The following is a 21223-nucleotide window of genomic DNA, read 5'->3' as shown; positions in this document are numbered from 1 at the left end:
GGTTTTAGACCCTTACTATTTTCGCCCCAATGGCCCGTAAGCGCTCATCAATGTTTTCATAACCACGGTCTATCTGCTCAATATTATGGATCGTGGAGGTTCCTTTGGCCGAAAGTGCCGCTATCAACAGGGAAACTCCTGCCCTAATATCGGGGGAAACCATGGTAGTGGCCTTTAGGGTCGATTTAAAGTCGTGCCCGATCACTGTGGCCCTGTGGGGATCGCAAAGAATGATTTTTGCCCCCATATCTATCAATTTGTCCACAAAGAACAGTCGGCTTTCAAACATTTTTTGGTGGATGAGCACCTCTCCCCTAGCCTGTGTGGCCACTACTAGAATGATGCTCAACAAGTCTGGTGTCATCCCTGGCCATGGCGCATCGGCAATGGTCAATATGGAGCCATCTATGAAATTTTGGATTTGGTAGCCCTTGTCGTGCTTGGGAATGAAAATATCATCATCCCTACGTTCAACAGTAATACCCAACTTACGGAAAACACTGGGAATAAGTCCCAAATTGTCCCAACTTACATTTTTAATGGTCAGTTCGCTGCGGGTCATGGCCGCCAATCCGATCCAACTACCTATTTCGATCATATCGGGCAACATGGTGTGTTCCGTACCTCCCAATTCATCAACACCTTCAATGGTCAATAAATTGGAACCAACACCTGAGATTTTCGCCCCCATACGGTTAAGCATCTTGCACAATTGCTGCAAATAGGGCTCGCAGGCAGCATTATAGATAGTAGTGGTACCTTCCGCCAATACCGCGGCCATGACAATATTGGCCGTTCCGGTCACGGATGCCTCATCCAAAAGCATATAGGTGCCTTTGAGTTTTGTGGCCTCCACACCATAGAAATATTCTTCTTTGTTGTAGCGGAACTTTGCTCCCAACTTTATGAATCCCTCAAAATGGGTGTCCAATCGACGCCTCCCGATTTTATCGCCTCCGGGCTTTGGGATATATCCTTTGCCAAACCGGGCCAATAAAGGTCCCACCAACATGATGGACCCACGAAGTCCCCTGCCCTCTTCCTTGAATTTGGCCGATTGCAGATATTCCAGATTGATATCATCCGAAATGAACGAGTAAGATCCCTTGCCTTTCTTTTGGATTTTAACCCCCAAATCTTCCAACAAGGCAATCAGTTTGTTTACATCGACAATGTCCGGGATGTTATGGATCGTGACTTTTTCTCCGGTCAGAAGTACGGCACAAAGAATTTGCAGTGCTTCATTCTTGGCACCTTGGGGCGTAATTTCACCATGTAGTTGATGTCCACCCTCTATTCGAAATGTTCCCATGGATTCCTTTGGAATTTAATACCTTTTTTTCCTGTTGCGTTGCCCTTTTTTGCTTCCGCCACCATTTCTGTTGGATTTGGCTTGCCTATTTTTAAGGAACTGTCCGCTATCGGTCAGGTTTTCGCCATCATTGGCCAAATCAATCTCCCCGTTGCTCATTTCCTTCAAATGGCCAAAAATAGCCACATCTTCCACAGTATCCTTGTTCCAAGTAAGGTAGCACTTTTTCATGTGGTTGGCTATGGCATATTCCAACCCGGAGCGCATATCACCCTTCTCCCATTTTACGGCCACATCGATCATTCTTTTGATGTTGTTCCCATAAAATCGATATTTAGGGTGGTTCTGTGGGTACTCCAAAGGTTCTGGGCGCTGTTGCAGCACTTCCTTGGAGGTGATGGGAAAGGGAGAATCCACATCCAGTTTAAAGTCGGACATGATAAACAATTGGTCCCAAAGCTTATGCTGAAAATCGGGTACATCCCTTAAGTGGGGCTGAAGATTTCCCATGACGCTGATAATGGCCTGGGCTTCTTTATTGCGTTCTTCCCGGTCGGCTATGGAAACAGCATGATCGACCATTTTTTGAAAATGACGGCCATATTCGGGAATGAAGAGCTTTGGACGCTCTGTATTGTATTCTAAATTCTCTACTAGGTTCAAATTGAAATGTTTATTGAAATTAAATTATCGGGAAGTCTATCCGATAACGCCTGCAAAATAATAAAATTATGGCAATCTCCGGTTTTAAAGGGAAATAACACCTTCCACGGTGGAAACTTGTTTGTATTTGGCTATCACCTCGTCCGGATCCTTCATGTTCACGGTGATGGAAATACTGGTGTATGTACCTTTTTTTGACTTCTTGGACTCAATTACGGCTCCCGTATTGTCAAAAATGGCATTGATTTCGTCTATGCGATTTTCGTCCGTGGGCACAATAAACTTGAACAAATAATTGGAAGGCCAACTGGTAGTTTCCAATAATTGCTCCTTGAGTCTCGCATAGAATTCGTCCGGATTGTCTTTTTCCATCTTTTTTTTACAAATATATGGCTTACGGCCCAATTTTTTTTCCATCGGCTGATTTCATTACTTTGTAATTATAAATCACAGTGTTTGGGCAAGAACAAAGTAGTTGTTACGGGAGCTCCGGGAACCGGAAAAACATCCATAATCCATGGTTTGGAAAAGAAAGGGTTCCATTGTTTCCACGAAATTATAAGGGACATGACCTCCAAGGCCAAGCTTGAAGGGGAGGAACATACCCATATCTCAAATCCTTTGGTGTTTGTGGAGGATGCCATGCAGTTTAACAAGGACCTACTCCATGGAAGGGCAAAACATTATCAAAACTCCTTGATGATGGACGTTCCCCTGAGCTTTTTTGACCGTGGAATCCCAGATGTGCTCGCTTACATGGATTTCTTCGGACAGTCCTATGGCAAAGAATTCATAGACACCTGTCAGAAAAATAGATACGATACCATTTTCATTGTTCCACCATGGCAGGAAATCTATGTCTCGGACAATGAGCGTCTGGAAACCTTTGAAGAAGCGGAGAATATCCATGATGCCCTGATGAATACGTACACCCAATTTGGCTATAACCCCATTGAAGTGCCAAAAGATGCAGTCCCAAAGCGGATTGATTTTATTTTGGAAACCCTTAATCAACTTTAGTGCAAAAAGAGGCAAAGGTTATTTTAAAGGAATTCTGGGGCTATGATGATTTCAGGGAATCCCAAAAGTCCATTATAGACAACGTCATTTCCGGGCAGGATGTACTGGCATTGATGCCCACTGGTGGTGGAAAGTCCATTTGCTACCAAGTCCCCGCATTGGCCATTGATGGCATTTGTATTGTTGTTTCCCCATTGGTGGCCTTGATCCAAGATCAGGTAAAACAATTGAAGGCAAGAGGTATTAAGGCCATTGCCCTGACAGGAGGAATCCCCTTTGAGGAACTCAACGACCTTTTGGACAATTGCCTGTATGGCAATTACAAATTCCTCTACCTCTCCCCCGAAAGGTTGCAACAATCCATGATCCAAGAGCGTATCCAAGAAATGAACGTGAATCTCATCGCTATAGATGAGGCCCATTGTATCTCGCAATGGGGCAATGATTTTAGACCAGCCTATCTGGATTGTTCCCTACTTAAAGAACTTGTTCCCGATACTCCTACCATTGCGTTGACGGCCACGGCCACGCCTAAAGTAGTTCAGGACATTGTCCAAAATCTGAAACTGGACAACGCCACTATTTTTAAGGATTCCTTTTCCAGGTCCAACATTGCTTTTAAGGTAAAGCGCACCGAGGACAAGCTATACCAGTTGAAAAAATATATGGAGAAATTCCCGGGAAGCTCCATTGTTTATGTACGTTCCCGAAAAATGACCCAAGAACTTTCGGAGTTTTTGAACCGGAACGGTATTAAATCTACATTTTTTCATGGGGGCATCTCCAAAACCGAGAAGGAGGAAAAACTCAACCTTTGGTTGGAAGGAAGCATCAATACCATGGTGGCCACCAATGCCTTTGGTATGGGAGTGGACAAGCCCAATGTTCGTTTGGTAGTGCATTATCAAATCCCGGACAGTTTGGAAAGTTACTTTCAAGAAGCTGGAAGGGCTGGAAGGGATGGAAAATCCTCCACTGCTATTATACTAACCACCCGCGAGGATCAAGAAAGGGCCAAACAACAGTTTCTATCAGGGTTACCGGATGTGGCATTTGTGAAGACCGTGTATTCCAAGCTGAACAATTTTTTCCAAATTTCCTATGGGGAATGGGTCGAGGAACCTTTGGGGTTTAAGTTCAATAAGTTCTGCAACCGGTATGGATTCAATCCCAATATGGCTTTTAACGCCTTACGGATATTGGACCAAAACTCTGTAATAGCGCTTTCGGAAAATTTTAGGGAAAAAACCTTACTACAATTTGTAGCTCCAAAAGCGGGCATTTTTGCGTATCTGGATAAAAACCGTAAAACAGCTCCCATTATTCAGACCATACTTCGTACTTACGGCGGAATTACAGAATACGAAACAAAAATAAACCTGTATTTACTGTCCAAGAAAACCGGCAAGAGCGAAAAATCCTTGAAAAAACTTCTAAAACAATTGCAGGATGATGGTATCGTGGAATACCAAAACAATACCAGCGACCTTGAAATCACCTTTTTGGTGCCCCGGGAAGACGACCACACCATAAACCCATTTGCCAAAAGGATTAGGGAACTCAATGCCGTGAAAGAAGGAAATATGGAGGCCATGCTGGGCTATATCAAAAACAAGAAAACTTGTAGAAGTGTTTATTTGCTAAAGTATTTTGGGGAAAATGCTAAGGAAAAGTGCGGCACTTGCGATATTTGCACCAAACAGAACAAGCTAAAATCCCCCGTTAAGTTAGAGGACAGAATCCTGGCCTTTCTGAAACTTGGTCCAAGCACTTCCAGAAAGTTGGAAAAGGCGACCGGAGTGGATGAAAGAGCATTGTTATTGGCCTTACAGGGACTTTTGGAGGATGAAGTCATCGTTTTAAACCAAATTAATGAGTACACCATCAAAGAATAAATTGCGAATCGTTTTTATGGGCACCCCGGATTTTGCGGTGGCCAGTCTTAAAAGTATCCTTGAAGCGGGTTTTGAGGTCGTCGGGGTGGTAACCGCCCCTGATCGGCCAGCAGGTCGCGGACGAAAAGTCCAACCCTCTGCCGTAAAACAGTTTGCACAGAAACACCATATAAAAGTATTGCAACCCACCAATTTAAAAGACGAATCCTTTCTGGATGAATTACGGGGGCTGCATGCCAACCTACAAGTAGTGGTAGCCTTCAGGATGTTGCCCAAAGAGGTTTGGCAAATGCCTGAACACGGCACGTTTAACCTACATGCCTCACTCCTGCCCCAATATCGTGGAGCGGCGCCCATCAATTGGGCCATCATCAACGGAGAGACCGAAACAGGGGTGACCACCTTTTTTATTGATGATAAGATTGACACCGGAAGCATCATCCTCCAAAAGAAAGAGAGTATCCTGCCAGAGGACAATGCAGGCTCATTACATGATAGACTTATGGAACTTGGGGCCGAACTTGTAGTGAAGACCTGTAACCAAATAGCTGCCGGCACCGTGGATGGTCTGCCCCAAAAGGAAATCAACAACCTTAAGCCTGCCCATAAAATCCACAAGGAGACTTGCCGTGTGGACTGGAATGCTCATTTGGAAGACGTACATAACCTTATTCGAGGTTTAAGCCCCTATCCCGCTGCCTGGACCTATTTGATCAACCATGATAAGGAGGAACCCATCAAAGTTTATGGAACCCGGATAGAAACCGGAGAACATAATCTTAAACCAGGGAAGCTTATAGTAGACAAGAAATCACTCAAGGTTGCTGGAAAGGGAGGTTATTTACAGATTCTGGAACTACAGTTGCCTGGCAAGCGCAGAATGAAGATTTCCGAAGTTTTGAATGGATTGAACTTGGATGAAAATGCCCACCTCCGCTAAACCCTTGCTATGAAAGGGCTGGGAAAAAAGTGGTTGTTTTTTCTGACTTTATCAACAAACGTTTCAAGTTATCAACAAAAACCCCTATTTCCCTCGGTTTTACTTGCGTTAAATGCAAATCCGTATAAATTTGTTCAGCATTAAAATTATTTTAACAACAATTAATTTAATTCCATTATGAACAAAACAGAGTTAATCGATGCTATGGCAGCCGATGCGGGCATCACTAAGGCAGCAGCCAAAAAAGCATTGGAATCTTTCTTGGGAAATGTAGAGGGATCGCTTAAAAAAGGAAACAGGGTTTCCTTGGTTGGTTTTGGTTCTTGGTCCGTTTCTAGAAGAAACGCCAGGGAAGGTAGAAATCCACAGACTGGTAAGACCATCAAAATTGCAGCTAAGAACGTAGTAAAGTTCAAAGCAGGAGCAGAATTGAGCGGTGCAGTAAACTAATCAATTAGTAATTACAATATACAAAAGCACTTCCCTAGGGAGGTGCTTTTTTAGTTACAAGGGTTTTTTGTTTTTGTAAATGTTGTATATTATACTGCAATTAAAGTCAAGTAGTCCATGAAAATGGTAAGTCCAAAGCCAGAAAAAGGCACGTTGCTTGTTGCAGAACCTTCGCTCACCGGTGATGTTTCTTTTAATAGATCCGTGGTCTTACTTGCCGAGCACAACCATGAAGGCTCGGTAGGGTTTATCCTGAACAAACCTTTGGATTATACCATTTGTGACCTTGTCTCCGAAATTACCATTCCCTTCAAAGTATTCAATGGCGGTCCCGTGGAACAGGACAATCTTTACTTCATCCACAAGGTTCCAGGATTGATTGAGGACAGTGTTGAGATTTCCGATGGTATCTTTTGGGGCGGAAACTTTGAGAAAATCGTTGAGCTCATCAATAATGGCATCATTACCGAACAGGACATTCGCTTCTTTTTAGGGTACTCCGGGTGGGGGTCACAACAATTGGACAATGAGCTTTCCTCCAAGTCTTGGGTAGTGGTCAAAAATGAATATGAGAGCAGTATTTTGGGTAAATCCTCAATTTCTTTCTGGAAAGAAAAAATGGTAGAATTGGGCGGTGATTACCTGTTATGGTCCAATGCCCCTGAAAATCCTTCGCTTAACTAGTCTGTGCCATTCTGGCCTTGGTATTCAATTTTCCCACTAATCCTTTGCTGATCGTACTTACAAATTGTTTTTTGCGGTATTTGCTTATGGGTTGGATCCCCACAATGCTATTGGTTATAAAAAGCTCATCTGCCTTTTGGAGCTCAAAAGGGGATACCGATTCTTCCAGCATTTGGAAACCTTCCATGGACTCCACTATCTCCATGATTTTTTTCCGAATGATCCCATTGAGACATCCATCACCCAATGGTGGGGTTTTTACCGTGTCTCCCTTGACCAAAAAAAGATTGCCATTAATGGCTTCAACCACATTTTTGTCCGTATTCACCAATAAACAATTGGAATACCCATTCTCTTGGGCATACACACTGGCGACCACATTCAGGATTTTATTGGTGGTCTTTAGCGTGGACAACATATCCTTGTTGACATAGTAATCCTTGAAAAGTTCCACCTCATAACCCTCATCTTGGATGAGATAAAATGGAGATTCCATTGCCTCGACCTCAATCAAGTAAGAGACATCATTGGTCAATGGGGCGTACAATCCCCCATCATTTCTAAAAACAGTGATGCGTACCCTAACAGCTTCATCATCCAATTGATTTCCGTTGATGGTCTTCTTGATTTCCGTTTCCAAAAATTCCAAGGTAAACGTCATGGGAATTTCCATACGCAACATACGCATGGAAGCCATCAACCTAAAATAATGGTCTTCCCAAAAGAAAAGGTCTCCCTTGACACATCGGAGGGTCTCAAAAAGAGCATCACCATATTTTAATCCCCTATTGATGGAAGTTAGGATATCCGTTTCAGCTGAAAAAAGTTCTCCGTTGAGATTTACCATAAAAAAACCTTGAAAAATCAAGGTCAAATATACGGCTTAGTTGAGAATACCACTATTTGGAGCCCAATACCTGTTTCAGGTCGGAGATTTGGTTTTCCCAAAGCATTTTGGCCTCGTCAACTTCATCATCTTCTGCAAAATCTGTTATGAAGAGAGAGACATCTTTGGTGATTTCATCCACAATGATACGCATCTCAAAAAAGGAATCGTCCTCATTGTCCACCCAAGTGAACTTGACAAATTCCTCACTTTTTCGCTTCAACATTTTGGCCTGTTCTTCGGCCCCGTCCCAAATAAAGGTGAATATCTCACCTCTGGAATTCACATTATCGGCATACCATTCGGAAAGTCCGGATGGAGTGGAAATATATTGGTAAAGCAACTGTGGGGATGCTTGGATTACAAACTCAATTTCAAATTTTACCTTATCGCTCATTATACTGTTCTATTATCCCTTTTCAACAATTGATATAATTTGGGAAGATAAAAAAATAAATATCAAATAATAAATTAATCCTGAATTTTGATTCAGCAAAAATTAAACTTTATATTTGCACCCGCTTAGCGAAACCACGGCGAGGTAGCTCAGGTGGTTAGAGCGCAGGATTCATAACCCTGAGGTCGGGAGTTCAAGTCTCCCTCTCGCTACATTCACAAAGGGTCAACCAATTGTTTATCAAATTGTTGGCCCTTTTTCTTTTACTACCCTTATTCCATATTTGCTCCAAAGAATTTATTCCTTTTTTGTTTATAAGTCTATTATCATATCTTTTCCCAATACTTATGGGGAACCGCAATCCTATGCGGTAAATAAAAACAAAATCGTATCTTAATTCAAAATAAGAGAATTATGTTAGGAATCTTACTTTCAAAAAGAGGGAAAACAAAAACAGTCCAAATCCTTATGGTAGCTTCCGTGCTATTGATAGGCTTAGGTTTGGCCTTGCTATAAGGCATCTAGTCCAATCCATAAGAAAAACCACCAACATTCCATATACTTAATCAGAAGGCCACCAGCATTGTTGCCTTTTTTCTTTTGAAGTGCATCCGTACAATGGGTTTTACCATTACATTTATGGTATGAAGAACACCATTTCCGAAAGAGTTGCTGATTTTTTAAAAAAATTCCCTCCTTTCAATATTCTGGCGGAACACCAATTGGAAAAATTGTCCTATGAAGTCACGATCATCCATAAGGAGAACAACAGCTTGGTCTTTGCGGAAAAGGAGCCTCCCCACAACTTCTTTTATGTAGTGCACAAAGGAGCCGTGGCCCTGACCAAAAAAGGGTCGCAACAGATGCTGGACATTTGTGATGAAGGAGATATTTTTGGTCTACGCCCCTTGTTGGCGCACGAAAACTACAAACTTCAGGCCACGGCACGTGAAGAGACCATTTTGTATGCCATTCCCATTCAGGAGTTTAGGCCCATTGCCTTGGAGAACCAACAAGTTGGGGACTTTTTAATTGAAAGCTTTGCCTCCAACACGCGTAACCCCTATTCCCTTAAACATAGGGGCAAGTTGTATGGGGTTCCCAATGAAACTGAAGGAAACCCGGAAACCAAAATGCTGGATCTACAGCCAGTTCGTTACTCCACCAATTTGGTGACCTGCTCCAAGGAAACCCAGATCAAATCCCTGGCCGCTTCCATGACCCAAAGAAATGTAGGTTGCGTTCTGGTTACCCAGGACGGACTTCCCATTGGAATCATCACCAATAAAGATTTAAGGAACAAGGTAGCCACGGGATTGGTTTCCATTACGGAGAATGCCGAGGCCATTATGTCTTCCCCGGTCATTACCTACTCCAAGGACCTGACCATTACCCAAGCCCAAATGGCTTTGATGAAAAGCCAGATCAGTCATCTGTGCCTTACTGAAGATGGGACCACGGACACTCCCGCCATTGGTATTCTTTCCAAACACGATGTCATGGTCGCGCTGGGAAATAACCCTGCTGTACTCATGCGGGCCATAAAAAGGGCTACGGACTCCCAAAGACTCCGGACCGTTCGGTATAGCATCTTAAACCTCTTGCAGGGCTATTTGGAACAGAACATTCCCATGGGGTTGGTCTGCAAAATCATCTCCGAACTCAATGATGCCACCATTAAACAAGTGATTCAAATTTGTGTTGACCAAATGGACACCCCTCCTCCCGTAAAGTTTACGTGGTTGGCCATGGGAAGTCAAGGGCGGGGCGAGCAATTGCTCACTACAGATCAGGACAACGCCATCCTTTACGAAGATGTTCCAACGGAGAAAAAGGAAGAGACCCAAGCCTATTTTTTACAGTTGGGCAAACAAATTTCAACGGAACTCAACTTAGTAGGGTTTGAATATTGTCCGGCTGAAATGATGGCCTCCAATCCGCTGTGGTGCCATAGTTTGGAGGAATGGAAAGAGGTTACCTCCCATTGGATGAACAATCCTGGTCCGGATGAGATTCTCCTATCTTCCATTTTCTTCGATTTCAATGTCAATTACGGAGAAAAGGCACTCGCCGATGAACTTTCGCTGCACATTTTTGAGAATGCGAAAAAGTATCCCCAATTCCTGACCCATTTAGCAAGTGGAGCGCTTCAAAATCCATCGCCATCAGGATTTTTTAGGGACTTTTTGGTGGAACAGGATGGAGAACACAAGGATTTCTTCGATTTGAAACTTCGTGCCCTCATGCCCATTATTGATGCCGCAAGGGTCCTTATCCTTTCCCATGCCATAAAATCCATCAACAACACTGCGGAACGCTATGAAAAACTGGCCGAACTGGAGCCCAAAAACAAAGAACTCTATTTGGCAGCTTCGTATGCCAGTAAAGCGCTTTTAAAGTTCAGGACAAGGCAGGGCTTGCAGCATAATGATTCTGGCCGGTATATTGCCTTGGACCAATTGAACAAGGAAGAAAAAATAAAGCTCAAAAGGACCTTCAAGACCATCAAAGAAATCCAAGAGCTGTTGCAAGTACGATTCCAAGTAAAAAATCTTTTGCGATGATGGGTTTCTTTTCCAAGAAAAAACATTTGGAACTTCCTGAATTTTGGTTGAAGTATGCTAGCCATTTCAAGGATAAACTTCCAGAAACGATCTCCGAAAACACTTTTGTAGTGCTCGATACCGAAACCACGGGGTTCAATATGACCAAAGACCGAATGCTATGCATAGGGGCCTTAAAGCTCAGGAACAACACCATGGTCGTAAAGGAAAGTTTTGAAGTATATGTGGAGCAAGAGCATTATGATGCTGAAAGTGCCGAAATCCATGGAATCCTTAAAAAGAGTAAAAAAGAACGGGTAACTGAACTGGAAGCTTTGCAACAATTTTTGGCCTATGCCAAAAACCATGTGTTGGTGGGCCATCATGTACTGTTCGATGTAGGTATGATCAATGCTGCTTTAAGACGAAACGGACTTCCCCAATTGCTTAACAAGACCTTGGACACTGGACTGCTTTATAAGCGGACCTTGCTCATTTCTTCCGTACTTCGAAAGAAAGAAAACTATTCGTTGGATGAACTTGCCGAAAAGTTCAGGATTTCCAAAAAAGATAGGCATACCGCTTTGGGCGATACGTTGATCACCGCCATTGCTTTTCTGGTAATTATGGAAAAATTAAAGCCCAAAAATTTGAAAGACTTGTTCAAAAAACAAAATCCACCAAAATTTGGGCTTTAAGTCTTATAGACTTTCCTTCATGATTACCTCAACCACTTCTGGGTTCAACAACGTTGAAGTATCCCCCAGATTACTAGTATCCTTTGAGGCAATTTTTCTAAGGATTCTTCTCATGATCTTACCGCTACGGGTCTTGGGCAAACCGGGCACAAACTGAATCTTGTCCAGTTTGGCAATTGGCCCAATATGTTCGGTAATCAATTGGTTGATCTCTTTAGCAAGGTTTTCCCTATTTCTGGTTTCCCCTGTTTCTTTTAAAATGATATAGCCATACAATGCATTCCCCTTGATATCATGTGGGAAACCAACAATAGCCGATTCCGCCACCGCTGGGTGTTCATTGATGGAATCCTCTATGGGTGCCGTACCCAGATTGTGTCCGGAAACAATGATCACATCATCTACCCTACCAGTGATTCGGTAATAGCCCACTTCATCGCGAAGGGCACCATCACCCGTAAAATATTTCCCTTCAAAAGCGGAGAAATAGGTGTCTTTATAGCGTTGGTGATCTCCCCAAATGGTCCGTGCTATGGAAGGCCACGGAAATTTGATACACAATCGACCTTCCACTTGGTTCCCTTTCATCTCATTGCCATTCTCATCCACCAGAGCAGGTTGAACACCTGGCATGGGCAGCGTGGCATATGTGGGCTTTGTAGGGGTTGAAAATGGTATCGGAGAAATCAGGATTCCCCCGGTTTCTGTTTGCCACCATGTATCCACAATGGGACAATTCTTCTCTCCAACGTGATCGTTGTACCAGTGCCAAGCTTCTTCATTGATAGGTTCCCCCACAGTTCCCAAAACTTTAAGGCTGGAAAGGTCATGCTTGGTAACAAAATCCAAATTCTCCTTGGCCAAGGCCCTAATTGCCGTTGGTGCCGTATAGAATTGGGTTACTTTATGCTTTTCGACCACTTCCCAGAACCTACCATAATCAGGGTAAGAAGGCACGCCTTCGAACATTACGGTGGTAGCTCCATTGGCCAGAGGTCCATATACGATATAAGAGTGTCCGGTAATCCAGCCGATATCCGCCGTACACCAGTACACATCCTCTTCTTTATATTGGAAGACATTTTTAAATGTATAGGCCGTATAGACCATATATCCAGCGGTGGTATGCATCATCCCTTTGGGCCTACCTGTAGAACCCGAAGTATACAGAATGAAGAGCGGGTCTTCGGCATCCATGATTTCTGGAACACAATCGGAATATGCCTTCTCCAAAAGAGGTTGTAACCATTTGTCACGACCTTCTTGCATCGGGATTTCTTCTCCGGTACGTTTGGCCACCAATACAGTGTCCACATTGGGACAATGCTGCAAAGCTTCGTCCACAATACCTTTTAGGTCGATGGTCTTGGTACCTCTGTACGATCCATCCGACGTCAGTACCATTTTGGCTCCACAATCGTTGATACGTGTGGCCAAGGCCGTTGAAGAAAATCCTGCAAACACCACGGAATGGATCGCGCCGATACGTGCACAGGCCAACAATGAGATGGCCAATTCAGGAATCATGGGCAAATAAATGACAACCCGGTCCCCTTTCTTGATTCCTTGATCCTTGAGTACATTGGCAAATTTGCAAACCCTTTCGTGCAACTCACGATAGGTAATATGCTCCGCCTCCTCATTGGGGTCATTGGGTTCAAAAAGAATGGCCGTTTTATCGCCACGACTACGCAAATGGCGGTCTATGCAGTTTTCGGTAATATTGAGCTGTGCTCCATCAAACCATTTTATTTCAGGTTTTGTAAAATCCCATTCCAAAACAGAGTTCCATCTTTTTCTCCAAAAAAAATGTTCTTCCGCCACTTCTTCCCAAAAATCCTCAGGGTTTCTAACAGATTTGCGATACACCTGAAAATATTCTTCCAGATGCTTAATATGGTAATTGCTCATTTAGGTATAGTAAATTTTTATGTGCCTTAAAATTAAAAAAAGAGAGGGACTTTCACCAGAATTAATGCTCAATTGCTTCTCCGGCCCCACTAGGTATACGTATGTTTTCCACAATACCCTGTACTTCTTCCGGAGGAGCTGGTGTAAATCTTGAAACTAAAATAGACACAGCAAAATTGACCAACATACCCATGGTTCCGAAACCTTCAGGTGAAATACCCCACCACCAGTGCTCTTGGGTACTGGTTTCCGGGTTTCCAATCCAACCGAGTTTAAAACGGGCAATGTAATAGCATGTGATACCAAGTCCGGCGACCATACCAGTGATGGCTCCTTCCCTGTTCATCCGCTTGCTAAAGATTCCCATGATAATGGCCGGGAAGAATGAAGATGCGGCCAAACCAAAGGCCAAGGCAGTCACTGAGGCCACAAAGCCCGGAGGGTGAATACCAAAATATCCGGCTACCACTACAGCCAAAAGTGCTGAGAAACGGGCAACCCATAGTTCTTTTTTATCCGAAATGTCCGGAGCGATCTGCTTTTTGATCAAATCGTGGGAAATGGATGTGGAAATTACCAAAAGTAACCCTGCAGCGGTAGATAGTGCTGCGGCCAATCCACCTGCGGCAACCAAAGCAATGATCCAGTTGGGCAATCCTGCAATTTCAGGGTTTGCCAAAACAGTGATATCACGATCCACATACAACTCATTGGCTGAAGAGCTGGCATTGGAAATCATTCGTTGACCTTGTGTGCCCCTGCTTTCTATAAACTCGGGCTGTCTGCCTTCAACGGCATCACCTGGGCGGTATTGGATCTTTCCATCCCCATTTTTATCGGTCCATGCAATGAGGCCTGTATTTTCCCATTTGGTAAACCAAGCTGGAATTTCCTCATAAGGGGTATCCTCAACGGTTTCGATAAGGTTGGTACGTGCAAATACGGCAATGGCCGGAGCTGTGGTATACAAAATAGCGATAAACAACAACGCATAACCGGCCGACTTACGGGCATCACTAACCTTGGGCACTGTAAAAAAGCGAATGATTACGTGAGGTAATCCTGCAGTACCCATCATCAGTGCCGCAGTGATAAACAGCATATCGGTCATGGATTTGGTACCATCCGTATAGGCCGTAAAGCCCAATTCTGTCATCAACCCATCCAACTTATCCAACAAATACACCCCGTCTTCACCTGACGAAGCGAATCCCAGTTGCGGAACTGGATTTCCAGTAACCATAAGGGAGATGAATATGGCGGGGACCATAAATGCAAAGATCAGTACACAATATTGTGCTACCTGTGTATAGGTAATTCCTTTCATTCCTCCCAAGAACGCATAGAAAAATACCACAGCCATACCTATGTACACCCCAGTATTCACCTCTACATCCAAGAAACGGGAAAAGACCACACCCACTCCACGCATTTGCCCGGCCACATAGGTGAACGATACAAACAATGCAGCAACAACGGCCACGGTACGGGCTACATTACTGTAATAACGGTCTCCGATAAAATCAGGGACCGTGAATTTTCCAAATTTTCGCAGATATGGGGCCAATAGCAATGCCAAAAGCACATATCCCCCGGTCCATCCCATAAGATATACGGAACCATCATATCCTGCAAAAGCAATAATTCCTGCCATTCCCAAGAAAGATGCCGCGGACATCCAGTCCGCGCCTGTGGCCAAACCATTGGCCAAGGGAGATACTCCTCCTCCTGCAACGTAAAATTCTTTGGTAGATCCCGCTCTGGACCAAATAGCAATTCCAATATATAAAGCGAAAGTGAGCCCGACGATAATAAACGTCCAAGTTTGTATATCCATTATGCGTCCAGCTTATATTTTTTATCCAATTTGTTCATGAGTCGGACATACACAAAGATCAAGATCACGAAAACATAAATCGATCCCTGTTGGGCAAACCAAAAGCCCAATTTAACACCTCCCAATTTAAAGGCATTCAGTTGATCCACAAGAAGGATCCCAAACCCAAAGGAAACCAAAAACCAAATGGCAAGAAGAATGCCCAGGTACTTTAAATTTTCTTTCCAATACTTTTCTCTCTGCTTAATGTCCATTTTATAATTTTAATGCCTGAAATATATGAAATCTTCAGAAAACAGCACTCAAAATTATAAGGGATAACATTTTCAAGAAAGTTTGTTTAAATACTCCGAAACGTTGAGTTTGATGCGTTCATCAATGTTTGAAACATCTGCTTTTTCGAAATCTTTCCCTGTAATACTCTCATACAGTTCAATATACCTTTCGGAAACCGATTCGATGTAGGCATCGCTCATTTCGGGCACAACCTGACCTTCCAAGCCCTGAAAATTATTTGCAATCAACCACTGACGCACAAATTCTTTTGACAACTGTTTCTGGGATTCGCCTTTTGCCTGTCGCTCTGCATACCCATCCGCATAAAAATAGCGGGAGGAATCGGGTGTATGGATCTCATCGATGAGTACAATTTGCCCGTCCTTGGTCTTGCCAAATTCATACTTGGTATCCACCAAGATCAATCCGCGCTCGGCGGCAATTTCTGTTCCTCTCTGAAACAGGGCCCTAGTATATTTTTCTAAGACCTCATAGTCTTCCTTGGAAACAATGCCACGCTCCAAAATCGCTTCCCTGGAAATGTCTTCATCATGATCTCCCTTGTCCGCTTTGGTCGCCGGGGTGATGATGGATTCGGGGAACCTATCGTTTTCTTTCATCCCTTCGGGCATAGGCACCCCACATAGCAAACGCTTTCCTGCTTTATACTCCCTTGCTGCGTGACCCGAAAGATATCCCCGTATCACCATTTCCACCTTAAAAGGCTCACAAGCCTTTCCTACTGCCACGTTGGGGTCCGGTGTAGCCATTAACCAATTAGGGACAATATCTTCGGTGGCCTGCATCATTTGGGTGGCGATCTGGTTCAGAATCTGCCCTTTGTAAGGAATCCCCTTGGGCATGACCACATCAAAAGCTGAAAGTCGGTCCGTGGCCACCATGACCAAGATATCGTTCTCCAGCGTATATACTTCCCTTACTTTTCCTTTGTATACCGATTTTTGGCCCGGAAAATGAAAATCCGTGGCCATTACTGTATTTTGCCCCATAATCTTGTTTAGAATTGGTTTTGGTGTTCTATGTTCTTGTAGGCGTCGATAACCTTTTTGACCAGTTTATGGCGAATGACATCCTTGTCATCCAAATAAATGATACTGATGCCGTCCACATTCTTAAGAATAAGCAAAGCTTCCTTTAAGCCCGAAATGACCCGTCGGGGCAAATCTATTTGCCCAGGGTCCCCCGTTAGCAGAAACTTGGCGTTCTTTCCCATACGGGTTAGGAACATCTTCATTTGGGCATGGGTGGTATTCTGTGCCTCATCCAAGATCACAAAGGCATTGTCCAAGGTGCGTCCCCGCATGAAGGCCATTGGTGCAATCTGAATGGTTCCGTCTTCAATGTACTTTGCCAATTTTTCAGCGGGAATCATATCCCGGAGGGCATCGTACAAAGGTTGCATATACGGATCCAGTTTTTCCTTTAGGTCGCCAGGCAGAAAACCAAGGTTCTCCCCTGCTTCCACAGCAGGACGGGTAAGAATGATTCGCCGCACCTGTTTTTCCTTCAAAGCTTTTACGGCCAAGGCCACTCCTGTGTAGGTCTTTCCTGTACCGGCCGGGCCAATGGCAAAGACCATATCGTCCACTTTGCAAGCATCCACCATTCTACGCTGGTTTACGGTCTGGGCCTTGATCAATCTGCCACTTACACCGTGGACCAAGACGTCCCCGCTGCTTTTGGATGCCACATGGTCCTCATTTCCATCACTGGTGAGTACGCGCTCGATCATGTTCTCATCAAGCTTGTTGTACTTGGCAAAATGGCTCGTGAGCATATCAAATCGCTTATCGAACTCTTCCAAGAGTTCTTCATCCCCATACACTTTTATCTTATTGCCGCGGGCAACGATTTTCAGCTTTGGGAAATATTTTTTCAGCAGTTCAATATTCTCGTTCTGTTGCCCGAAGAAGTCTTGGGGGCTTATATCCGTGAGTTCAATTATAAGTTCGTTCAAAAAACGGGGTGTTTAGAGTTATTTTTTGAAGAATTGGATTCTTTCTTTTTTAATGTAATTTTACTCCACAAACTTAACCAAAAATCAATTCGAGCGTGGAAAAACATATCAACAGTATTGCATGGCAATCATAACCTTAACTACAGATTTTGGCTATAAAGACCACTTTGTAGGTGCTGTAAAAGGGACCATTCTGGGTAGTCTGCCCGAGGTGAACATTGTTGATATTTCCCATGCCATAAGCCCATTCAACATCCAAGAGTGTGCCTATATCCTTAAAAATGCCTACCGTTCCTTTCCTGAGGGTACCGTGCATATTGTTGGGGTGGATTCCGAATTATCACCTGAAAACCAGCATATTGTGGTGCAAGTGGATGGACATTATTTTGTAAGTGCCAATAATGGGGTCATTTCATTGATCACATCTGAGATAACGCCCGAAAAGGTAGTGGAGATTCAACTGCCCAATACCCAATCCGGTTCTTTTCCCGTATTGAATGTCTTTGTACAAGTGGCCTGCCACATTGCCCGGGGCGGTAAATTGGAAGTCATTGGAAAACCTTTTGATGCACTCAAGGAACTCAAGGAATTTGAACCCCGCGTCTCCAATGATGGAAGGACCATTTCTGGAAATGTCATTTATATTGACAATTACGGCAATGTGGTCACCAACATACAGCGAAGCTTGTTTGAAGCTTATCGCAATGGACGGGACTATGAACTGACCGCCCGTACCACTAAGATCAAGGAAATCCAAAAGAGTTATAACGGTATCATCAACTTTGATTTGGACAGGAGTCAGCGAAAAGGCCCTGGCGATGCCCTAGCCTTGTTCAACTCTGCCGGATATATTGAGCTTGCCATTTATAAAAGTGACCTAAATTCTGTAGGAGGGGCATCTACCTTATTGGGATTGAATTACAGGGACATTGTAACCATAAATTTTTCATAAATGCTGATACGCATCGTAAAACTCACCTTTAAACCCGAAAATATTCCTAGTTTTGAACGGATTTTTGACGAATCGAAAAACGGGATTTTGGCTTTTGAAGGGTGCTCCAAGGTGGACCTTTACCAAGACCTCAAGAATCCAAGCGTGTTTTTTACGTACAGTTTCTGGGAAAAGGAATCAGATTTGGAAAACTATAGGACATCAGATTTTTTTAGAGCGGTTTGGGGACATACCAAAACCCTATTTGCCGATAAACCGGAAGCTTGGAGCGTAGCCAAGGTAAATTCCTCAACTCCAGAATAATGTTTGCAATTTTTAAGAGAGAGGTCCAGTCTTTTTTTACTTCACCCATTGGGTATTTGATCGTAGGTTCTTTTTTACTGCTCAATGGACTTTTTCTTTGGGTGTTCAAAGGGGAATACAATATTTTTGATTATGGCTTTGCCGATTTGGGCAACTTCTTTTTGTTGGCCCCGTGGATCTTTGTCTTTTTGGTTCCTGCCATCACCATGAAGAGCTTTTCTGAAGAACGTAAAATGGGTACTTTGGAATTGTTGCTGATCAAACCCATTTCGGTTTGGAAATTGGTCTTGGGCAAATTTTGGGGTGCATTTCTGTTATGTGTCATTGCCGTTGTTCCAACCATCATCTATGTTTTTGCCATTTCCAGCTTGGGGGTCATTGAGGGTAATTTTGATTTGGGAGTGGTTATCGGCTCCTATTTTGGATTGTTGTTCCTCATAGCGGCCTATGCCGCTATCGGAATCTTTGCCTCTACCCTTTCGGATAACCAGATCATTGCCTTTTTGGTGGGTATCCTGATTTGTTTCATGATTTTTAATGGATTCGATGCCCTATCCTCTCTGTTTTCCAATGGGGAAACCCAACAATGGATACAGGGTCTGGGAGCCAAATCGCATTTTGACAGTATCGCCAGAGGAGTCATGGACACTAGGGATTTGATATATTTTATCTCCCTGACCCTCTTTTTTCTGTACCTCACCCATCAACGCCTAAAACAATTGCCTAGATGATGCCAAAATTTTTTGTTTCCTTGCTCAAGGCCATTGTTGTTGTCATTGTACTGAACCTTATTGCTGGTTTTGTGTACACCCGATTGGACTTGACCGAAGACCAACGCTACACCTTGTCCCAACCTGCCGTGGAGGTGGTCCAAAAGTTTGATTCTCCTGTCATTGTGGATGTATTGTTGGATGGAAACATCCCTCCTGAATTTTCCAAACTCAAGACCGAGACCATTCAGCTATTGGAGTCATTCGCCTCAAAAAACAGCAACATCAAATATAATTTGGTAGATCCTCTGGAAGATGAGAGTCAGGCCCAACAAACCATTGCAGAGCTTCAAGGTTTGGGGCTTCAACCCGCCAATGTAACAGTTGAGGAGAACGGAAAGGTTTCCCAGGAATTGGTATTCCCATGGGCCATGGTCAACTATAGGGACAATACAGTCAAAGTCCCTCTCTTAAAGAATAAACTCGGCTCCACGGCCGAAGACCGCATCAACAATTCGGTGCAGCAATTGGAATACGCCTTTGCCGATGCCTTTACCAAGTTGAGCATCACGGAGAAAAAAAGTATTGCAGTCATCAAGGGAAATGGAGAGCTCGATGATATGTATCTGGCCGATTACCTGACCACCATTCGCGATTATTACAACATTGGCGCCATCACCTTGGATTCCGTGGCGACAAGTCCGCAAAAGGTGCTGGATCAACTCAAAAGCTTTGATTTGGCTTTGGTGGCCAAACCCACGGAAGCCTTTACGGATCAAGAAAAGTATGTTTTAGATCAATATGTGGTTCAGGGTGGCAAATCCATTTGGTTGATGGATCAAGTAGCCATGGAAATGGACAGTATCTATAGTGGTGGAGGAAGTGCATTTGCCCTACCCCGCGACCTTAATCTCAAGGATTTTTTCTTTCAGTACGGGGTGCGGATCAACCCGGTTCTCGTCAATGATATGTACTTCACCCAAATTGTTTTGGCCACTGGGGAAGGAAACGATTCCCAATACAATCCCCTTCCTTGGTATTACAACCCCATGGTGTTTTCAAGGAACGATCACCCCATCAACACCAATATAGAAGCGGTTCGGTACCAGTTTACCAGTCCCATGGAGGTATTGGACAATGATTACCAAAAGACCGTTTTGCTCCAGAGCTCCCCTCTGTCAAAAACTGACGGTGCTCCCCGACAGATCAGTTTGGATATTTTGAACAATCCCCCGGATAGGGAGTCCTATACCAATGGTGACCTACCCTTGGCCGTTTTGATCGAGGGAGATTTTGTTTCCATGTACAAGAACCGGGTAAAACCCTTGGAACTTCAAAATACCGAGGAACAAGGTCCAGAAAACAAAATGATCGTGATCTCCGATGGGGATGTCATCAAAAACCAATTGCGCAACGGCAGACCCTTGGAACTTGGGTATGACAAATGGACCAATAGTTTCTATGGCAACAAGGAATTCTTGGTGAACTGCACCAATTACCTTTTGGACAATACCGGACTTATAAACATTAGGAACAGAAAAGTGTCCATCCCGCTCTTGGATGTTGAAAAAATTGTGGAACAGAAAACACGTTGGCAGCTAATAAACATCGGTATACCAGTTGTATTGACATTGGTTTTTGGTATTTTCTTCAACTATGTGAGAAAGCGAAAATTCACTGTGTAGCTGTTAATAAATTTGTTTCTCTGCTTAATCGTTTTAAGATATATTTGCTTTTGTCGATTACACGGCCCGTTTACTTGGATGAA

21 protein-coding genes and 1 tRNA gene are annotated in these 21223 nt (G+C 43.6%); 12 read left to right on the top strand and 10 right to left on the bottom strand.

The genetic code is table 11. The features are described from left to right. Positions 1 to 4: 4 nt before the first annotated feature. From murA to ACPD8L_RS02700, 3 genes are all read right to left on the bottom strand, one after another. Positions 5 to 1312 carry a UDP-N-acetylglucosamine 1-carboxyvinyltransferase gene (gene murA, locus ACPD8L_RS02710; RefSeq protein WP_423941723.1) on the bottom strand — a complete coding sequence of 436 codons (1308 nt, stop codon included), beginning with the start codon at positions 1310 to 1312 and terminating at the stop codon, positions 5 to 7. Between the two features lie 15 nt (positions 1313 to 1327). Then, the gene (locus ACPD8L_RS02705) at positions 1328 to 1975 is read right to left on the bottom strand and encodes a DUF4290 domain-containing protein (protein ID WP_116218953.1); all 648 of its coding nucleotides are present in this window, start codon (positions 1973 to 1975) and stop codon (positions 1328 to 1330) included. Positions 1976 to 2059: 84 nt separating this feature from the next. Next, positions 2060 to 2347: a DUF493 family protein gene (locus ACPD8L_RS02700; RefSeq protein WP_116219328.1), complete on the bottom strand. Its 288-nt coding sequence runs from the start codon at positions 2345 to 2347 to the stop codon at positions 2060 to 2062. Between the two features lie 84 nt (positions 2348 to 2431). Between ACPD8L_RS02700 and ACPD8L_RS02695 the strand changes: the two genes are divergently transcribed. The 5 genes from ACPD8L_RS02695 (at position 2432) to ACPD8L_RS02675 (ending at position 6964) form a co-directional block, all read left to right on the top strand. Further along, positions 2432 to 2995: an AAA family ATPase gene (locus tag ACPD8L_RS02695; protein WP_116218954.1), complete on the top strand. Its 564-nt coding sequence runs from the start codon at positions 2432 to 2434 to the stop codon at positions 2993 to 2995. Next, positions 2995 to 4890, top strand: coding sequence for a RecQ family ATP-dependent DNA helicase (locus ACPD8L_RS02690; RefSeq protein WP_423941721.1), 1896 nt, complete (start codon positions 2995 to 2997; stop codon positions 4888 to 4890). The genes ACPD8L_RS02695 and ACPD8L_RS02690 overlap by 1 nt, the downstream gene beginning before the upstream one ends. Beyond that, complete coding sequence (gene fmt / locus ACPD8L_RS02685) at positions 4868 to 5830, top strand: methionyl-tRNA formyltransferase (RefSeq protein ID WP_423941720.1); 963 nt, start codon at positions 4868 to 4870, stop codon at positions 5828 to 5830. Before ACPD8L_RS02690 ends, fmt begins: the two co-directional genes overlap by 23 nt. Before the next feature lie 177 nt (positions 5831 to 6007). Further along, complete coding sequence (locus ACPD8L_RS02680; RefSeq protein ID WP_116218957.1) at positions 6008 to 6280, top strand: HU family DNA-binding protein; 273 nt, start codon at positions 6008 to 6010, stop codon at positions 6278 to 6280. 123 nt (positions 6281 to 6403) lie between these two features. Continuing rightward, positions 6404 to 6964, top strand: a complete 561-nt coding sequence (locus ACPD8L_RS02675; protein WP_116219329.1) for a YqgE/AlgH family protein — start codon at positions 6404 to 6406, stop codon at positions 6962 to 6964. On the opposite strand, the gene ACPD8L_RS02670 is transcribed toward ACPD8L_RS02675, so the two are convergent. After that, on the bottom strand, positions 6957 to 7811 hold the full coding sequence (locus ACPD8L_RS02670; RefSeq protein WP_423941718.1) for an aminotransferase class IV: 855 nt from the start codon (positions 7809 to 7811) through the stop codon (positions 6957 to 6959). The two genes, ACPD8L_RS02675 and ACPD8L_RS02670, sit on opposite strands and share 8 nt — an antisense overlap. A 52-nt stretch (positions 7812 to 7863) precedes the next feature. Continuing rightward, positions 7864 to 8247, bottom strand: a complete 384-nt coding sequence (locus ACPD8L_RS02665) for an START-like domain-containing protein (protein WP_116218958.1) — start codon at positions 8245 to 8247, stop codon at positions 7864 to 7866. Between the two features lie 138 nt (positions 8248 to 8385). Between ACPD8L_RS02665 and ACPD8L_RS02660 the strand changes: the two genes are divergently transcribed. The 3 genes from ACPD8L_RS02660 (at position 8386) to ACPD8L_RS02650 (ending at position 11488) form a co-directional block, all read left to right on the top strand. Continuing rightward, positions 8386 to 8459: transfer RNA gene (locus tag ACPD8L_RS02660), tRNA-Met, on the top strand. A 432-nt stretch (positions 8460 to 8891) separates the two neighbouring features. Then, a complete protein-coding gene (locus tag ACPD8L_RS02655) occupies positions 8892 to 10811 on the top strand; it encodes a DUF294 nucleotidyltransferase-like domain-containing protein (protein WP_423941716.1) in 1920 nt (639 codons plus the stop codon). Further along, positions 10808 to 11488, top strand: coding sequence for a 3'-5' exonuclease (locus ACPD8L_RS02650; RefSeq protein WP_423941715.1), 681 nt, complete (start codon positions 10808 to 10810; stop codon positions 11486 to 11488). Before ACPD8L_RS02655 ends, ACPD8L_RS02650 begins: the two co-directional genes overlap by 4 nt. 3 nt (positions 11489 to 11491) lie before the next feature. Here ACPD8L_RS02650 and acs read toward each other — a convergent pair whose 3' ends face one another. The 5 genes from acs to ACPD8L_RS02625 all read right to left on the bottom strand — a co-directional run bounded on the left by acs (position 11492) and on the right by ACPD8L_RS02625 (position 17490). Then, the gene (gene acs / locus ACPD8L_RS02645; protein WP_116218959.1) at positions 11492 to 13399 is read right to left on the bottom strand and encodes an acetate--CoA ligase; all 1908 of its coding nucleotides are present in this window, start codon (positions 13397 to 13399) and stop codon (positions 11492 to 11494) included. 61 nt (positions 13400 to 13460) lie between these two features. Then, a complete protein-coding gene (locus ACPD8L_RS02640; protein ID WP_116218960.1) occupies positions 13461 to 15236 on the bottom strand; it encodes a sodium:solute symporter family protein in 1776 nt (591 codons plus the stop codon). Continuing rightward, positions 15236 to 15490, bottom strand: a complete 255-nt coding sequence (locus ACPD8L_RS02635) for a DUF4212 domain-containing protein (protein WP_116218961.1) — start codon at positions 15488 to 15490, stop codon at positions 15236 to 15238. The genes ACPD8L_RS02640 and ACPD8L_RS02635 overlap by 1 nt, the downstream gene beginning before the upstream one ends. A gap of 72 nt (positions 15491 to 15562) precedes the next feature. Continuing rightward, positions 15563 to 16522, bottom strand: coding sequence for a phosphoribosylaminoimidazolesuccinocarboxamide synthase (locus ACPD8L_RS02630; RefSeq protein ID WP_423941713.1), 960 nt, complete (start codon positions 16520 to 16522; stop codon positions 15563 to 15565). An 8-nt stretch (positions 16523 to 16530) separates the two neighbouring features. Next, complete coding sequence (locus tag ACPD8L_RS02625; protein WP_116218963.1) at positions 16531 to 17490, bottom strand: PhoH family protein; 960 nt, start codon at positions 17488 to 17490, stop codon at positions 16531 to 16533. Positions 17491 to 17611: 121 nt separating this feature from the next. On the opposite strand from ACPD8L_RS02625, the gene ACPD8L_RS02620 reads away from it, so the two are divergent. The 4 genes from ACPD8L_RS02620 to gldG are packed head-to-tail and all read left to right on the top strand — an operon-like array spanning position 17612 to position 21140. Next, positions 17612 to 18442, top strand: coding sequence for an SAM hydrolase/SAM-dependent halogenase family protein (locus tag ACPD8L_RS02620; RefSeq protein WP_116218964.1), 831 nt, complete (start codon positions 17612 to 17614; stop codon positions 18440 to 18442). Continuing rightward, positions 18443 to 18745 (top strand): putative quinol monooxygenase, encoded by a 303-nt coding sequence (locus tag ACPD8L_RS02615; RefSeq protein ID WP_129654439.1) that lies wholly within the window; start codon positions 18443 to 18445, stop codon positions 18743 to 18745. After that, the gene (gene gldF, locus ACPD8L_RS02610; protein WP_423941711.1) at positions 18745 to 19476 is read left to right on the top strand and encodes a gliding motility-associated ABC transporter permease subunit GldF; all 732 of its coding nucleotides are present in this window, start codon (positions 18745 to 18747) and stop codon (positions 19474 to 19476) included. The genes ACPD8L_RS02615 and gldF overlap by 1 nt, the downstream gene beginning before the upstream one ends. Continuing rightward, a complete protein-coding gene (gene gldG / locus ACPD8L_RS02605; protein WP_423942967.1) occupies positions 19476 to 21140 on the top strand; it encodes a gliding motility-associated ABC transporter substrate-binding protein GldG in 1665 nt (554 codons plus the stop codon). The genes gldF and gldG overlap by 1 nt, the downstream gene beginning before the upstream one ends. The last annotated feature ends 83 nt before the right edge of the window (positions 21141 to 21223 follow it).

This window comes from Flagellimonas algicida (assembly GCF_049629585.1).
Classification (GTDB): Bacteria; Bacteroidota; Bacteroidia; order Flavobacteriales; family Flavobacteriaceae; genus Flagellimonas.
Note: the sequence above shows the minus strand (reverse complement) of the source record. Positions and strands in the feature narration are given on the sequence as shown.

Excerpts from the sequence above, each read along its gene's own strand:
- ACPD8L_RS02670 (WP_423941718.1), bottom strand. The coding sequence starts at position 7,811 with ATGGTAAATCTCAACGGAGAACTTTTTTCAGCTGAAACGGATATCCTA.
- ACPD8L_RS02630 (WP_423941713.1), bottom strand. The coding sequence starts at position 16,522 with ATGGGGCAAAATACAGTAATGGCCACGGATTTTCATTTTCCGGGCCAA.
- ACPD8L_RS02635 (WP_116218961.1), bottom strand. The coding sequence starts at position 15,490 with ATGGACATTAAGCAGAGAGAAAAGTATTGGAAAGAAAATTTAAAGTAC.
- ACPD8L_RS02655 (WP_423941716.1), top strand. The coding sequence starts at position 8,892 with ATGAAGAACACCATTTCCGAAAGAGTTGCTGATTTTTTAAAAAAATTC.
- ACPD8L_RS02615 (WP_129654439.1), top strand. The coding sequence starts at position 18,443 with ATGCTGATACGCATCGTAAAACTCACCTTTAAACCCGAAAATATTCCT.
- acs (WP_116218959.1), bottom strand. The coding sequence starts at position 13,399 with ATGAGCAATTACCATATTAAGCATCTGGAAGAATATTTTCAGGTGTAT.
- murA (WP_423941723.1), bottom strand. The coding sequence starts at position 1,312 with ATGGGAACATTTCGAATAGAGGGTGGACATCAACTACATGGTGAAATT.
- ACPD8L_RS02700 (WP_116219328.1), bottom strand. The coding sequence starts at position 2,347 with ATGGAAAAAGACAATCCGGACGAATTCTATGCGAGACTCAAGGAGCAA.
- gldG (WP_423942967.1), top strand. The coding sequence starts at position 19,476 with ATGCCAAAATTTTTTGTTTCCTTGCTCAAGGCCATTGTTGTTGTCATT.
- ACPD8L_RS02665 (WP_116218958.1), bottom strand. The coding sequence starts at position 8,247 with ATGAGCGATAAGGTAAAATTTGAAATTGAGTTTGTAATCCAAGCATCC.
- ACPD8L_RS02640 (WP_116218960.1), bottom strand. The coding sequence starts at position 15,236 with ATGGATATACAAACTTGGACGTTTATTATCGTCGGGCTCACTTTCGCT.
- ACPD8L_RS02680 (WP_116218957.1), top strand. The coding sequence starts at position 6,008 with ATGAACAAAACAGAGTTAATCGATGCTATGGCAGCCGATGCGGGCATC.
- ACPD8L_RS02620 (WP_116218964.1), top strand. The coding sequence starts at position 17,612 with ATGGCAATCATAACCTTAACTACAGATTTTGGCTATAAAGACCACTTT.
- ACPD8L_RS02675 (WP_116219329.1), top strand. The coding sequence starts at position 6,404 with ATGGTAAGTCCAAAGCCAGAAAAAGGCACGTTGCTTGTTGCAGAACCT.
- gldF (WP_423941711.1), top strand. The coding sequence starts at position 18,745 with ATGTTTGCAATTTTTAAGAGAGAGGTCCAGTCTTTTTTTACTTCACCC.
- fmt (WP_423941720.1), top strand. The coding sequence starts at position 4,868 with ATGAGTACACCATCAAAGAATAAATTGCGAATCGTTTTTATGGGCACC.
- ACPD8L_RS02650 (WP_423941715.1), top strand. The coding sequence starts at position 10,808 with ATGATGGGTTTCTTTTCCAAGAAAAAACATTTGGAACTTCCTGAATTT.